This is a genomic window from Granulicella mallensis MP5ACTX8 (assembly GCF_000178955.2).
Taxonomy (GTDB): domain Bacteria; phylum Acidobacteriota; class Terriglobia; order Terriglobales; family Acidobacteriaceae; genus Granulicella; species Granulicella mallensis.
The window spans coordinates 4,897,976-4,911,551 of sequence record NC_016631.1 but is presented as its reverse complement, the minus strand read 5'-3'; the positions used below and the strand labels follow the sequence as shown (position 1 = coordinate 4,911,551).

The following is a 13,576-nucleotide window of genomic DNA, read 5'->3' as shown; positions in this document are numbered from 1 at the left end:
CCACTTGTCACTTATCACTTGTCACTCATTACTTGACTATGGAACAGGAATCCAAGACATGAAGTCGTCGCCACGGAAGGCACTGACCGCACCCATTCGCCGGGTGCGCTTTGTCTATGTGGCGATGGTTTTTTGCCTGTGGGTGATGGTGATTACGTTCCAGCTGGGCTGGCTGCAGATCGTTCGCCACGGAGAGTTCGTCAAGCGGGCGGCGGAGCAGCAGCAGCGCACCTTTGAGGTCGCGCCGCGGCGTGGCGTGCTGTACGACCGCAACCTGCGCGAACTCGCGATGACGGTGCTGGTGGACAGCGTCTATGCGGTGCCGAGCGAGGTGGGGGACAATCGCGCGGAAGATGCGGCGCTCCTGGCCAAGGTCGTCCACACTGACCCTCTCGATCGCCTTACGACCGAGCAGCAGATTCTTGCTCGGATGAATGCCTCGAGGCACTTCGCCTGGGTGGCTCGCAAGCTCGATCCGGAGACGGCGGAGCGTGTCAAAGAGCTGAACCTCAAGGGCATCTATCTTCAGAAAGAGTTCAAGCGTTTCTATCCGAACGCCGATCTTGCAGCGCATGTGCTGGGCTATGTCGGCACGGACGACGCCGGGCTTGGCGGCCTGGAGCGTGAGTTCGACGATGAACTGCACGGCACGCCCGGACATATGCTGACGGCGCTCGATGCCAAGCGGCACGTGCTGGGTTCCGAAGAGAGCGATCCGATGCCGGGTGAGAACCTCGTGCTGACGATCGACTCGAATATCCAGTACATGGCCGAGCGCGCTCTGGACGCCCAGGTGGCGAAGGTCAAAGCACTGCACGGCACGATCGTGGTGCAGGACCCGCATACGGGACAGATTCTGGCGCTGGCGGTCTCGCCTCGATTTAACCCGAACGACTCGCGGCATCTTGATGCGGACTCTCTGACGAATCTGGCGGTGAGCGATATCTATGAGCCGGGGTCGACGTTCAAGCTGGTGACGTACTCCGCCGCGCTTGATGGCGCCGGCGTCAAGCCGACCGATCTGGTGGATTGCCAGGGTGGCTCCATGACGATGTTCGGGCGCACGCTGCATGACGACAAGGCCGACCACTATGGCGTCATCACGGTGCAGAAGGCGCTGGAGGTTTCGAGCGATGTGGGCGCGGCCAAGATGGCGTTGAAGCTCGGACCGGACAAGTTCTACGACTACATGAAATCGTTTGGATTCGGCCAGCGCTCCGGCATTGAACTGCCCAGCGAGACGCGCGGCTTGTTGCGTACGACGAGAAAGTGGGGATCGACGAGCATTCTGTCGCTCGCCATAGGGCAGGAGGTTGGCGTAACTCCGGTCCAACTGGTTTCGATGGTCTCAACGATCGCCAATGGAGGAACGTACATTCCTCCGCATGTGCTGCTGCAGTCGACCGACCAGATGAAGGGCGATCCCCGGCTTCATGCCGCTCCCTTCCATCCTGTCGCGGACCTGCCTGAGACGTTGCCGGATGGCTCCCATCGGGTGATCAAGCCATTCACCGCGGCGGAGATGCGCTCCATCATGGAGGGCATCGTGACGGAGGGAACGGGCAAGTCGGCGGCGCTCAACGGGTATAGCTCGGCAGGAAAGACGGGCACGGCGGAGAAGATCGATCCGGCGACGCATACCTACTCGCACACCAAGCTGGTGGCGAGCTTCGCGGGCTTTGCGCCGGTGAATAATCCGGCGATCTCGGTGGCGGTCGTCATCGATACGCCGACGACGGTAGAAGGCTACGGTGGCATCGTCTCTGCGCCTGTGTTCAGCCAGCTCGCGCAGGAGGTGCTGGAGTACCTCGGCATCGCGCACGACCGGCCGCTGAAGACCCAGCAGCAGATGGCGCAGATCGCTGCATCGGTTCAGCCTGAAGATGTTCAGGACAGCGCCGACGACCTGAGTGCCATGTTCGACCAGATCAACAGCCTGCCGGCGGACGATCCGCTGCGCCAGCCTGCGAACGCCGCGGCCATGGTGCAGAACCAGGCCGCCGATGCCGCTCAGGTGCAGAAGGACCAGCAGGCGGCGACGCAGGCTCACGCGAATTCAGCAAATTCGCTCTCCGAGAAGGTGCTGGCGGCGTTCCACGCGAACGGCAATACGAATTCGGTCATCAAGGATGAGAAGGTCGATGCGGGTAAGCCGATAGCGGCTCCGACGATTCAGCCGCAGGTGCAGGAGAAGTCGAACGGCGGGGTAGTTGTGGATGCGGGCAAGCGGGTGGCGGTGCCGGATTTCCATGGGGCCGATCTGCGCGCTGTGGTGGAACATGCGGGTAGTCTTGGATTGCGGGTGCAGCCGATAGGCAGCGGGCTTGCGCGGGAGCAGGCTCCGGCCGCGGGTACGATGGTGCCGCTGGGCACCCAGGTTGTTGTGCGTTTTGCGCGCTAAATGTGCGTCCTCTGTAAATCTTCTGTTGGAATCGGAGCCTAAAATCATACGCATGCAGTGGGTTGAAGCCATTTCGGGTGTTCGTGTGCTTGAGGCCGCCGGTTCGCGTGCTATCGACGTTCGCGGCGTGCAGTACGACTCGCGGCGCGTGACGGCAGGGGATGTGTTCGTCGCGATGAAGGGCGGATCGAGCGATGGCAATCGCTTTATCGACACGGCTATGCGACAGGGCGCAGCAGCGATCATTACAGACTCGGCAGAGACGTTTGCAGCGCTTCGTGAACGTCAGCCGGAGTTGGCTGTGGCGCTGGTCGAGCATGGCCGCCGGGCGCTTGCTGAAGTCAGCGCGGCTGTCTTTGGCAGACCAGAGCAGACGCTGAAGCTGAGTGCTGTGACAGGTACGAACGGCAAGACGACGACGGCGTTTCTGTTGGAGCAGATGCTGCGCAGTGTTGGCCGCAAGAGCGTGCTGATGGGTACGATCGAGACGCATATCGGCGATCAGGTTCGCGAGAGCGAACATACGACGCCGGAGAGTCGAGATGTGCTCGCGGTGTTTGCAGAAGGCGTGCGTGCCGGTTGCACCGAAGTCGTAATGGAGATGAGTTCGCATGCGCTGGAGCAGGAGCGGGTGTGGGGGCTGCCGGTGGATGTCGCGATCTTTACGAACCTGACGCAGGACCATCTGGACTATCACGGCACGATGGAGGCGTACTTTCAGGCAAAGGCGCGGATCTTTGCAGGGGTAGGAGCGCTGCCGCCGCGTGTGGCGGTGATCAACCTCGACAGCGAGTACGGCGATGAGATGTGTCATGAGTTTCGCGGTGCCACTCTGATGACCTATGGCATGGGGGAGTTCGGGAACTACCGGGCGGAGAACGTAAGTCTTGCCCTGGGAGATACGCGTTTCGACTTTGTAACTCCTGAAGGACGGATTGCGATGCACTCGCCGTTGAGCGGGCGTGTGAACGTGGAGAATCTGCTGGCGGCCTCGTGTGCGGCGTTGGCCAGAGGCTTGACGTTGGAGCAGGTGGCGCATGCCGCTGAGATGTTGCACCAGGTGCCGGGACGATTTCAGGTGGTGCCCGGATCGAAGGCAGCCGGCTTCTTCGTGGTGGTGGACTACGCCCACACCGATGATGCGCTGCGAAATTTGATTGCCCTGGCCCGTGAGTCGGTGGTTGGCCATGGCGGGCGCGCGATTACGCTGTTTGGCTGCGGTGGCGATCGCGATAAGACGAAGCGTCCGAAGATGGGGCGTGCTGCGGGAGAAGACAGCGATCTGGTCGTGGTGACCAGCGACAATCCGCGCAGTGAAGAGCCGATGACGATTATCAACGAGGCATTGCTGGGGGTTCGCGAGACGCAGACGACCTTCATCGTGGAAGAAGACCGGCGCGCGGCGATTGAGGTGGCGATTCGTTCGGCAAAGCCGGGAGATATTGTGCTGCTCGCGGGCAAGGGGCATGAGAAGGTGCAGATCTTTGCCGATGGCACTGTGCCGTTTGATGATGTTGCGGAAGCGGAGCGGGTGCTGCGCGAATTAAAGGTTGAGGTAAGCAAGTGAAGCTGACATTAGGACAGATCGCCGACTGGATTCATGCCGAGGGCGACTTTGATTCGACTGCGCTGGCGCAGGGGTATTCGATTGACTCACGCACGATAGGTGCGGGGGAGTTGTTCTTCGCGGTGCGGGGGGAACGTGTCGATGGACATGACTACGTTGAGACCGCGCTAGCGGACGGCGCCGTGGCGGCGGTGGTCAGCATGCGTTGGCTGAAGCCGGCAACCGTCGAAGAGGGCAAGCTGCTGCGCGTGCCGGATGAAGACGAGGACTGCGTGCTGCAGTCGATGCAGAAGCTGGCGAATCGCGTGCGCCGGGAGTGGGGCAAGCGGATCATTGGCGTTACGGGGTCGGCGGGCAAGACGACGACGAAGGAGTGCATCGCGCAGGTGCTGAGCGCTAAGTTTCATGTGCTCAAGAGTGAGGGCAATCTGAATAACGGCTTCGGCATGCCGCTGCAACTGCTGAAGCTCGAGCCCGAGCACGAGGTTGCCGTCATCGAGATGGGCATGAACCATGCGGGCGAGATCCGTGCCCTGGCAAAGATCGCGGAGCCGGATTGGGCGGTGGTATCGAATGTTGCGCCGGTACACCTGGAGCACTTTCCGGATGGTATCGAAGGCATTGCACGCGCGAAGTATGAGCTGGTGGAGGCGCTGCCTGCCGATGGTATTGCGATCCTGAACGGAGACGATGAGCGCGTTGCCGCGTTTGGTAAAGGGATGCGTGGACGCACGGTGCTGTATGGAACGCTGCCGGGGTTGACGGTGCGCGCCGTGGAGATCGAAGAAGCCGGTCTGGACGGGACGAGGTTCCGCGTGGGGATCGTCGGACGTGTGCAGAAGATCCATCTGCGGTTGATGGGCCGGCACAATGTGCTGAATGCGCTGGCGGCGGTTGCCGTGGGCCTGCAGAGCGGGATTGATTTGAAGGATTGCTGCCTGGCGCTTGAGCAGATGCGCCCGACGGAGAAGCGCGGGGAGGTCATCGAGCGGCATGGCGCGAAGATCATCAATGATTGCTACAACTCCAACCCGCGAGCGCTGGAGGCGATGGTAGAGGCGTTGCGAAAGACGAAGGCCACGCGACGGATCGTGATGGCAGGCGAGATGCTGGAGCTGGGGCCGGAGGGTGCGGCGCTGCATCGGGAGTGCGGTATTGCGATGGCGGGCATGGATGTTGTGGTCGGCGTTCGCGGGCTGGCGGCTTCGTTGGTCGAAGGCGCAGAGTCTGAAGGGGTTGAGGCGAACTTTGTAGAGACTCCCGAGGCGGCGGGCGAGTGGCTGCGGGAGAATCTGCGCGAGGGCGATGTGGTGTTGATGAAGGCCTCGCGTGGTGTGCGGTTGGAGAAGGCGTTGGCTGGGCTGGAGACGACTGAAAAGTCTGTCTAAGGTGCTGTGGCTGTTGTTTGTTTTCGTCGTTGCTTGTTTTTCGTCGTCATCCTGAAGCGTAGCTGAAGGACCCCCGCATTTTTGCACGATGCTAGTGGAAGAGCCCGTGCCTGTACTTGGCGCATTTTTGCGTGGTCCCGATGCATCCGAGGTGGTTTTGAATGCGGGGGTCCTTCGCCTACGGCTCAGGATGACGACGAAAAACAAGCAACAGCCACAACAAAATCAGGGATAGAAGTTGATTCACCCTCCGAATCGCTGCCGTATGGAGCGGGGCGGAGGATAAGATGTTCACGCGAGGCGAGTCCGTTGCTCTTTTGGCTGCTCTATCAAAAACTGTTCCCCTACTTTCCGTTATTCCGGATCTTCCGCTATGTCACGTTCCGCTGCGTCTTCGCGAGCATGACAGCGCTGCTGATCGGCCTGCTGGTCGGGCCGTTCGTGATCGATCGTCTGCGCCAGTTCCAGATCGGCCAGTACATCCGCGAAGAGGGCCCGAAGAGCCATCAGAAGAAGGGCGGCACGCCGACGATGGGTGGAGTTTTGATCTGCCTCTCGATCATCGTGCCGACGCTGCTGTGGAGCAACCTGGCGAACCCGTTTGTCTGGCTCGTGATGTTTTCAACCATCGCGTTCGCCGCGATCGGGTTTGCGGACGACTACATCAAGGTCGTGCATAAGCGGAACCTCGGACTTACGTCTCGGCAGAAGCTGTTCTTCCAGTTCCTTGTGAGCGGTGTGGTGGCCGTGGTGCTGCTCGTGCTGCAGTCGCAGCGGGTGTACTCCACGCGCCTGATGGTGCCGTTCGCGAAGCGATTCAGGCCCGACCTGGTGTGGGAGTGGATGGGGCATATCCCGCATATGCATTGGCTGGCTTTCCTGCCGTTCATCGGGTTTGTGATGCTGGTCATCACGTTCTCCAGCAATGCGGTGAACCTGACTGACGGACTGGATGGACTGGCGATCGGCTGCACCATCATCGCAGCTGGAGCGTTGACGGTGCTCACGTACGTCAGCGGACATGCGGTGTTCAGTGACTACCTTGAGCTGCAGCGCATGCCCGAGGTGAGCGAGTTGACGATCTTCTGCGGGGCCATGGTGGGCGCTTCTATTGGGTTCCTTTGGTACAACGCACATCCGGCGGAGATTTTTATGGGCGATGTCGGCTCGCTCGCTCTGGGGGGAGCGATTGCCACGGTGGCGGTGGTCATCAAGCAGGAACTGCTGCTGCCGTTCATCGGCGGCGTGTTCATCCTTGAGGCCGTCAGCGTGATCCTGCAGGTGGGCAGCTACAAGCTGCGGGGAGGCAAGCGTATCTTCAGGATGGCGCCGCTGCACCATCACTTCGAGCTGGGCGGATGGTCGGAGTCGAAGGTGATTACGCGGTTCTGGATTATGGCGCTGGTGTTTGCTCTATGTGCGCTGACCACATTGAAGTTGAGATAAGGCAGGAATAGCAAGTCAGCAAGTCAGCGAGTCAGCGAGTCAGGGAATAGAGATTAGAGATAGAGGATGGGGCGTGCAATGGAGCTGGCTGGCAAACGCGTACTGGTGGTGGGACTCGGTAAGAGTGGGTTGGCGGCTGCTCGCTTTCTGAAGGAGCGCGGTGCCCGTGTGACGGTTAGCGATGCTCGTCCGGCGACCTTGATTGCTGAGCTTCCAGGGTTGCTCGATCAGGGGATTATGGTCGAGGCCGGCAGCCATGGGTTGTTGACCTTTCGGCGGCAGGATCTGATCGTCGTGAGCCCTGGTGTGCCGATGTCGACGCCAGAGCTGAAGCAGGTGCGTGCGATGGGGATGCACATCATTGGCGAGTTAGAGCTCGGAGCGCAGTTTTTGCAGGGTGAGGTGGTAGGGATTACGGGGTCGAACGGGAAGACGACCACGACGACGTTGATGGGGGAGATCTTCAAGGCGGCTGGACGGCCTACGCTGGTGGGCGGGAATATTGGCAAGCCGGTGACGGAGCTGGTGGGGGAGAGCACGCCGGAGGCCTGGAGTGTGTTGGAGGTTTCTAGCTTCCAGCTTGAGACGGTGGAGTCGTTTCGCCCGCGCATTGCGATGGTGCTGAATATTACCCCGGACCATCTTGACCGGCATGGCAACTTCGAGAACTATGCCGCTGCAAAGGCTCGGATTACCGAGTTCCAGACGGCGGAAGACTTCCTCATCCTGAACGCCGAGGACAAGCCGACGCAGATGGTGGCGGCGAAGACCAAGGCGCAGATTTACTGGTTCAGCCCGCGGCGGCAGGTCAAGCAGGGTGCGTTTGTCCATGGCGAGACGATCTTCTTTACTCCCAGTGAAGGGGCAAAGCCTGAGCCGGTGATGCCTGTGGCAGAGATTCCGCTGGCGGGTGCGCATAACGTCGAGAACGTGCTGGCGGCGGTGTGCGCGGCGCGTCTTGCGGGAGTGGCGAGCGAGACGATTCGCGCTGCGGTGGCGGCGTTCAAGGCCGTCGAGCATCGTCTGGAGTTCGTGCGCGAGCACAATGGCGTGCGCTACTACAACGACTCCAAGGCGACCAATGTGGATGCGACGGTGAAGGCGGTCGAGGCGTTTGCGGGTAGGATCTACCTGATTCTCGGCGGCAAGGACAAGGATTCGGACTATGCGGTGATGGGTCCGCTGCTGCGCGAGCGCGTCAAGATGGTTATCACCATTGGTTCAGCGGCAGAAAAGATTGAGCACCAACTGGCCGGTGTCGTGAAGATAGAGAGAGCGGAGACGATGGATCGCGCGGTTGCCCTGGCGCATGAGGCGGCCGTCGCAGGCGATACCGTTCTGCTGGCTCCGGCGTGCGCGAGCTTCGACCAGTTCCAGAACTATGAGCATCGCGGGCATGCCTTTAAGAGCCTGGTGCTGGCGTTGGAGTAAGACGGATTCAGTCAGCTAAGAGCGATAAGGTCTTTGAGCTTAGAGCAAAAAGTTTTGAGAAGTGGGTTGTAGGGAGCAATGGCAAAACGGGTTGGCGTTGATAAATGGCTGTTCGGGACGGTGCTGTTGCTGGTCCTCTTTGGACTGGTGATGGTGTTCTCGGCCTCGGCTGTCATGGCCAAGGCAACGGTCGGCTCGCCCTATGCGTTTGTGCTGAAGCAAGCGGCGTTTGCCGCGCTGGGCATGGTGGCGCTGTTTGCGCTGATGCGTGTCGACTACCGCAAGTACAACAACCCGAAGCTGATCTTCCCGCTGATGGGAATCACCGGCCTGTTGTTGCTGGCCGTGTTTTTCATGCACACCATGAACGGAGCCCATCGCTGGATCAGGATAGGCGGCCAGACCTTGCAGCCGTCGGAGCTGGTTGCGCCGGTGATTATCCTGTTCCTGGCATGGTTCCTGCAGACACGTATCCATGCCATCGACGACATCAAGGAGACGCTTCTCCCTGCGGTCATTCCTCCGCTGGTATTCATCGCCCTGATTCTGAAAGAGCCCGACTTGGGCACCGCGCTGGTTTGCGTGGTGGTGCTGATGTTGATGCTGTACCTCGCGGGCATGCAGATGAAGTGGTTGTTTATCGCCGCTGGCTGCGCCGCGCCAGTGCTGTACTACATGCTGTTCCACGTGGCGTGGCGCGCCGCGCGCATGAAGATCTTCCTCAACCCTGAGTCCGATCCGAAGGGCGCGGGCTTTCATATTCTGCAGTCGCTGATCGCTGTAAGCACGGGCGGCATTCGTGGGCTGGGCTTGATGGAAGGGCGGCAGAAGCTCTTCTATCTTCCTGAGCCGCATACTGACTTCATCTTTGCGAATATCTGCGAAGAATTGGGAATGATCGGTGCGATCTGTGTGGTTGCGGCCTTCTGCGTCCTCGGCTATCGCGGGCTGCGGGCTGCGTTTCTTTCGACCGACCCGTTCGCACGGTTCCTGGCGTTTGGATTGACGTCGGCGATTCTTGTTCAGGCCTTTTTCAATATCAGCGTGGTGCTGGACCTGTGCCCGACCAAGGGAATTACGCTGCCGTTTATCTCTTCAGGCGGTACGAGCCTCTTTGTCACGCTGGCGTGCATGGGAGTGCTGCTGAACATCACGCGTGAGATTGATTAATGCCAGCGAGTCAGCAAGTCAGCGAGTTAGCGAGTCAGCTTCGGGTGATGATTGCCGGGGGTGGGACCGGGGGGCATGTTGTGCCCGCGCTGGCGATTGGGCGTGAGTTGCGCGATAAGCATGGGGCTGAGGTTCGGTTTGTCGGCACGGAGCGTGGGATCGAAACAAGGCTTGTGCCGGAGGCGGGCTTTGCTTTGGAGTTGGTACGCTCCGGTCAATTGAAGAACGTAAGTCTTGCGACACGGCTGCGTACGATGCTTGATCTGCCTCTGGGTGTCGTGCATTGCGTTCGGCTGATGCGGGAGTTTCGTCCGCAGGTGGTAGTGGGCGTGGGCGGCTATGCCAGTGGACCGGCGATGATGGCGGCGGTATTGCTGCGTATACCCTCGTTGGCTTACGAGGCCAATGCCGCGCCCGGGATGACGAATCGCTGGGTGGGGAAGCGGGTGAGTGCGGCGGCGGTGAACTTCGCCCAGACGACTCGCTATTTTCGTAATGCCCAGGTAACGGGTGTGCCGGTGCGGCCTGAGATCTTTACGCTACCGCCACGGCCAGTGGGAGCGCCTCCGCGCTTGCTGGTCACGGCCGGAAGCAACGGGGCGCTGATCTTCAACGAGACGATGCCGAAGATCGTCGCGCAGCTATTGGCCGAGGTGCCGGGACTGACCATTGTTCATCAGGCTGGAGTGCGCCGGTTGGAACAGACGCGTGAGGAGTTTGCCGCGAGCGGAGCCGATCCGGCGAGGTGGTCTGTAGAGTCTTTCCTGACGGATATGCCGGCTCAGTATGAGGCTGCGGACGTGGTGCTGGCGCGTTCGGGCAGCACGGTGGCGGAGTTGTGTGCGGCGGGGAAGCCCTCGTTGCTGGTGCCCTTTGCCGCGGCTGCGGACGATCATCAGCGAAAGAATGCTGAAGTGCTCGTGCAGGCGGGTGCGGCGGAGATGCTGCTGCAGCGCGATGTGACACCGGAGATCCTGCTGGAGCATCTGCGTGGATTGCTGCTGGATTCGGACCGGCGTGCGGAGATGGCGCAGCGGGCGAGATCGCTGGCAAAGCCGGGAGCGCTGGAGCGAATCGCCGGAATGGTGCTGCAGTTGGCGGGGCGATAGAGCTCGGGACAAAGAGAAAGGGCTGAGGAGTGATCCTCAGCCCTTTGTTCTTTAGTTTCTGGTTGCAGATTAGCGATGTCCGCCACCACCGCCGTGACCACCGCCACCGCCATGGAAACCACCACCACCGCCGCCGCCATGGAAACCACCGCCGCCGCCGCCGTGGAATCCGCCACCGCCGCCGCCGAAGCCACCACGGCTTGCACCGCCGACATTGCCATGGCTGGCGCCTACACTACCACCGCGATTGGCGCCGCTGAAGCCACCGCGATTGCCACCGCCGAAGTTGCCACCGCGGGCGTTTCCGTTGATGGCAGAGCCGCGGAATCCGCCTGCACCACCTCGGAATCCGCCACCGCCGCCACGAGCGAAGGAGGCTCCGCCAGGACGGCCGCTGAAGCCGGCGTAGCTGCGGTTATAGAAGTTACCGCGGAAGCCGCCGCCGAAGTGGCCGTAGGCGCGGTTATACCAAAAGCGTCCACCGTTCCAGTAACCGCCGTAGAACCCGGTGCCGAAGTAGCCGAAGCCGTAGTTGATGCCACCGTAGTAGCCGATGCTGCGGCCCCAATAGCCGGCATGCCAGAAGTAGCCGCCGCCACCCCAACCCCAGTAGCCGGGAGTCCAGAGACCGCCGACATAGGGGGGATAGACCCAGGCCCCATCAACCCAGGAGTACCCGGAGTCACCATAGGCCCAGTACCCGGGGGTCCAGATGTAGCCGTCACCGGGGCAGAGAGGCTGATCGTAGACCGGAATTGCAGGAGGTGCCACCGCCACCGAGACAAAGACACCGGCATGAGCCTTGACCGCAGGAACGGCAAGCAGAGCTCCGGCGAGCGTCGTTGCCGCCAGCAGTTTACGAATTGAACTCGTGATTTTCATAATTCCCTTTCCAGCCGGCCTTCGATTTGCCTGCAATGTGCGCAGGTTGCGAGGTGCTAGGAGAGAATTCCGGTTCCGGGAATGGTTCCCCTTATCCGGCTCTCGGTTGGTTAGACACGGACTTCGGATAATTTGTTGCGCTACTCCGCAGACTTCCTTTTAGGACCCGTGAAAAGATTTTTGGGACACATGACGTGGACTCCCGACTTGGTATCGACCAGTTGGGTGATATTGACGTCGCAGGCGGTGGAGATGAGGGCGTAGGCGTCGTCTCGGGAGAGGTGGGGGTAGTCGGGGTTCTGCTCGGAGAGGAAGGTGATCATGTTGCGCACCGCCATCTCCGTGGCTTTGGTCAGGTCTTCGTGGAAACCCATGGCAATGTAGGCGTTAGGGGTTTCAGCACGGGGCCAGAGCAGGTGTTCCTGGGCGGCTTCTCCTTTGTGGACGATGAACTGGAAGGTGCCGGTGAGGAAGGTCTCGAGGGCGGTGATGTCGACCTCGCCGTTGCCCTGTCCGGCGTGGCCGTCGCCGGCCTCAAAGAGAGCGCCACTGGCGTGGACGGGGTAGAAGACGACGGAACCGGCGGTGAGTTCTTTGTTATCCATGTTGCCGCCGTGCATCCAGGGGGGAGCGGAGTTCCACTTGCCGGCGGACTCGGGTGGAGCGATGCCCATGGAGCCGAAGAACGGGTGCAGAGGAATGGTAATGCCGGGGGCGAAGGCGGCGGTCATCCTGGTGCGATCAAGCGGGATAATCTTGGTGCGGCCGTAGGGGAAGTCGTCTGGAAGGAAGCCGCGACCGGCACCGAAGCCGTTGCAGGCGAAGTTGGTGTCGAGCTGGATCTTGAGGATACGGACCTCAAGGACGTCGCCGGGTTCGGCCTCGGCTACGGCAACGGGGCCGGTGAGGATGTGGCCGCCGGGACCGCGGTCGGCCTGCGGGACTTTGTCGTAGAGGTCGGCGAGCCAGGTGGGGATGTCGGCGTCGGCGACTCCCTCGGCCTTGAGCCGCTGGGGGGCTCCGCAGGTGGAAGCCGTCTGCATGATGACGGTATCGCCGGAGTGGACTGTCAAAACAGACTTCGCATGGGCGGAGTAGTAGCCCCAGGCGACGGTGGTGGGTGTGGCGAGGAGGGTTTGGGAGTTCTGCGCGGAGGCAGCGGTCGCGGCAAAGAGCGCGGAAACGAGCAGGAAGGGGAAGCGCATAGTCGTGTATATCACCCACCGGTTGTCACCGGCGACAAATCCCGCGAGGATAGACTTTTGGCATGGCGATCATAGTTCGTTTTTATGAGGATGTCCGGCTGTTCTCGGATGCAGCCGAAGAGTTTCTGCTGTCGCGCACGGTTTTCCATAACCTGATCCTGACCATTGTGGACGGGCGGTTGACATTGCCTGAACCAGGCCGTTATTGGGTAGCCTTCCGCGCTCAACAGGTCGTTGGCGTGGCGGTGCAATCGCCTCTGACCTATCCGGCGACGATTGTGCCCATGGAGCCCGAGGTGGCGGCGGCCCTGGTCGATGCCATTGTGGATGCAGACGTCATCCTGCCTGGGGTAAATGGTGAAGTGGCAACAGCCGCGAGCTTTGCGGGGAGACGGACCGAGCGACGTAAAGCTGCGGCATTTCCTGTCCAGGGACTTCGCCTGTACCAGTTGATCGAACTGAAGGAGACAGCTTCGGTTGAGGGGCAATTACGGAGGGCCGATGCCGGGGATCGCAACCTGGCGGTCGCCTGGTTGCAGGAGTTTTATGTCGAGACGAAGATGCCCGCCATCAACGCCGAGAGCTTCATTGACGCGTCTCTGGCGTCGGAGCGTCTCTGGCTTTGGCAGGATGGCAGCGTCGTGTCGATGGCTATCAACAGCAAGCCTATCCAGGGTGTGGTGCGTTTATCCTCTGTGTACACGCCGCCGGAGAGCAGAAAGCGCGGATATGCCGCGGCCTGCGTTCACGGGGTCTCCAGGCATTTCACTGACGCGGGCTACCGCTGCATGCTGTATACCGATCTGGGCAATCCCATATCGAACTCCATCTATCGCAGAATCGGGTACAGGGCTGTTGCCGAGGCCATCCACTACCGTTTCGACCAGTCTTGATTGAATGCAGCGGGAGAGCTGTAACGGATTTCCATCTATTGAGAGAAATCCAGAGGCAGGCTCTACCTGTCCAGATGGGACAAT

Annotated in this window: 10 protein-coding genes; 8 read left to right on the top strand and 2 right to left on the bottom strand. The window is 60.9% G+C overall.

What is annotated here, in order from left to right:
- Positions 1–58 precede the first annotated feature (58 nt).
- The 7 genes from ACIX8_RS19175 (at position 59) to murG (ending at position 10,512) form a co-directional block, all read left to right on the top strand.
- On the top strand, positions 59–2,401 hold the full coding sequence (locus ACIX8_RS19175; RefSeq protein ID WP_014267039.1) for a penicillin-binding protein: 2,343 nt from the start codon (positions 59–61) through the stop codon (positions 2,399–2,401).
- Positions 2,402–2,453: 52 nt separating this feature from the next.
- Entirely contained in the window at positions 2,454–3,968 is a 1,515-nt protein-coding gene (locus ACIX8_RS19170) for a UDP-N-acetylmuramoyl-L-alanyl-D-glutamate--2,6-diaminopimelate ligase (RefSeq protein WP_014267038.1), read from the top strand.
- On the top strand, positions 3,965–5,356 hold the full coding sequence (locus ACIX8_RS19165; RefSeq protein WP_014267037.1) for a UDP-N-acetylmuramoyl-tripeptide--D-alanyl-D-alanine ligase: 1,392 nt from the start codon (positions 3,965–3,967) through the stop codon (positions 5,354–5,356). Before ACIX8_RS19170 ends, ACIX8_RS19165 begins: the two co-directional genes overlap by 4 nt.
- A 309-nt stretch (positions 5,357–5,665) precedes the next feature.
- Entirely contained in the window at positions 5,666–6,802 is a 1,137-nt protein-coding gene (gene mraY / locus ACIX8_RS19160; RefSeq protein WP_014267036.1) for a phospho-N-acetylmuramoyl-pentapeptide-transferase, read from the top strand.
- 78 nt (positions 6,803–6,880) lie between these two features.
- Entirely contained in the window at positions 6,881–8,233 is a 1,353-nt protein-coding gene (murD, locus tag ACIX8_RS19155) for a UDP-N-acetylmuramoyl-L-alanine--D-glutamate ligase (RefSeq protein ID WP_014267035.1), read from the top strand.
- Between the two features lie 78 nt (positions 8,234–8,311).
- Positions 8,312–9,403, top strand: coding sequence for a putative lipid II flippase FtsW (gene ftsW / locus ACIX8_RS19150; protein WP_014267034.1), 1,092 nt, complete (start codon positions 8,312–8,314; stop codon positions 9,401–9,403).
- Complete coding sequence (gene murG, locus ACIX8_RS19145) at positions 9,403–10,512, top strand: undecaprenyldiphospho-muramoylpentapeptide beta-N-acetylglucosaminyltransferase (RefSeq protein ID WP_014267033.1); 1,110 nt, start codon at positions 9,403–9,405, stop codon at positions 10,510–10,512. The genes ftsW and murG overlap by 1 nt, the downstream gene beginning before the upstream one ends.
- 69 nt (positions 10,513–10,581) lie before the next feature.
- Here murG and ACIX8_RS19140 read toward each other — a convergent pair whose 3' ends face one another.
- Both ACIX8_RS19140 and ACIX8_RS19135 read right to left on the bottom strand, forming a co-directional pair.
- The gene (locus ACIX8_RS19140) at positions 10,582–11,394 is read right to left on the bottom strand and encodes a YXWGXW repeat-containing protein (protein ID WP_014267032.1); all 813 of its coding nucleotides are present in this window, start codon (positions 11,392–11,394) and stop codon (positions 10,582–10,584) included.
- 140 nt (positions 11,395–11,534) lie between these two features.
- Entirely contained in the window at positions 11,535–12,599 is a 1,065-nt protein-coding gene (locus ACIX8_RS19135; protein ID WP_014267031.1) for an acetamidase/formamidase family protein, read from the bottom strand.
- A 62-nt stretch (positions 12,600–12,661) separates the two neighbouring features.
- Between ACIX8_RS19135 and ACIX8_RS24805 the strand changes: the two genes are divergently transcribed.
- Positions 12,662–13,492 (top strand): GNAT family N-acetyltransferase, encoded by an 831-nt coding sequence (locus ACIX8_RS24805; protein WP_014267030.1) that lies wholly within the window; start codon positions 12,662–12,664, stop codon positions 13,490–13,492.
- The last annotated feature ends 84 nt before the right edge of the window (positions 13,493–13,576 follow it).

Coding starts and splice junctions, on each gene's coding strand:
- murD (WP_014267035.1), top strand. CDS start 6,881: ATGGAGCTGGCTGGCAAACGCGTACTGGTGGTGGGACTCGGTAAGAGT.
- ACIX8_RS19140 (WP_014267032.1), bottom strand. CDS start 11,394: ATGAAAATCACGAGTTCAATTCGTAAACTGCTGGCGGCAACGACGCTC.
- ftsW (WP_014267034.1), top strand. CDS start 8,312: ATGGCAAAACGGGTTGGCGTTGATAAATGGCTGTTCGGGACGGTGCTG.
- ACIX8_RS19135 (WP_014267031.1), bottom strand. CDS start 12,599: ATGCGCTTCCCCTTCCTGCTCGTTTCCGCGCTCTTTGCCGCGACCGCT.
- ACIX8_RS19175 (WP_014267039.1), top strand. CDS start 59: ATGAAGTCGTCGCCACGGAAGGCACTGACCGCACCCATTCGCCGGGTG.
- ACIX8_RS19170 (WP_014267038.1), top strand. CDS start 2,454: ATGCAGTGGGTTGAAGCCATTTCGGGTGTTCGTGTGCTTGAGGCCGCC.
- ACIX8_RS24805 (WP_014267030.1), top strand. CDS start 12,662: ATGGCGATCATAGTTCGTTTTTATGAGGATGTCCGGCTGTTCTCGGAT.
- murG (WP_014267033.1), top strand. CDS start 9,403: ATGCCAGCGAGTCAGCAAGTCAGCGAGTTAGCGAGTCAGCTTCGGGTG.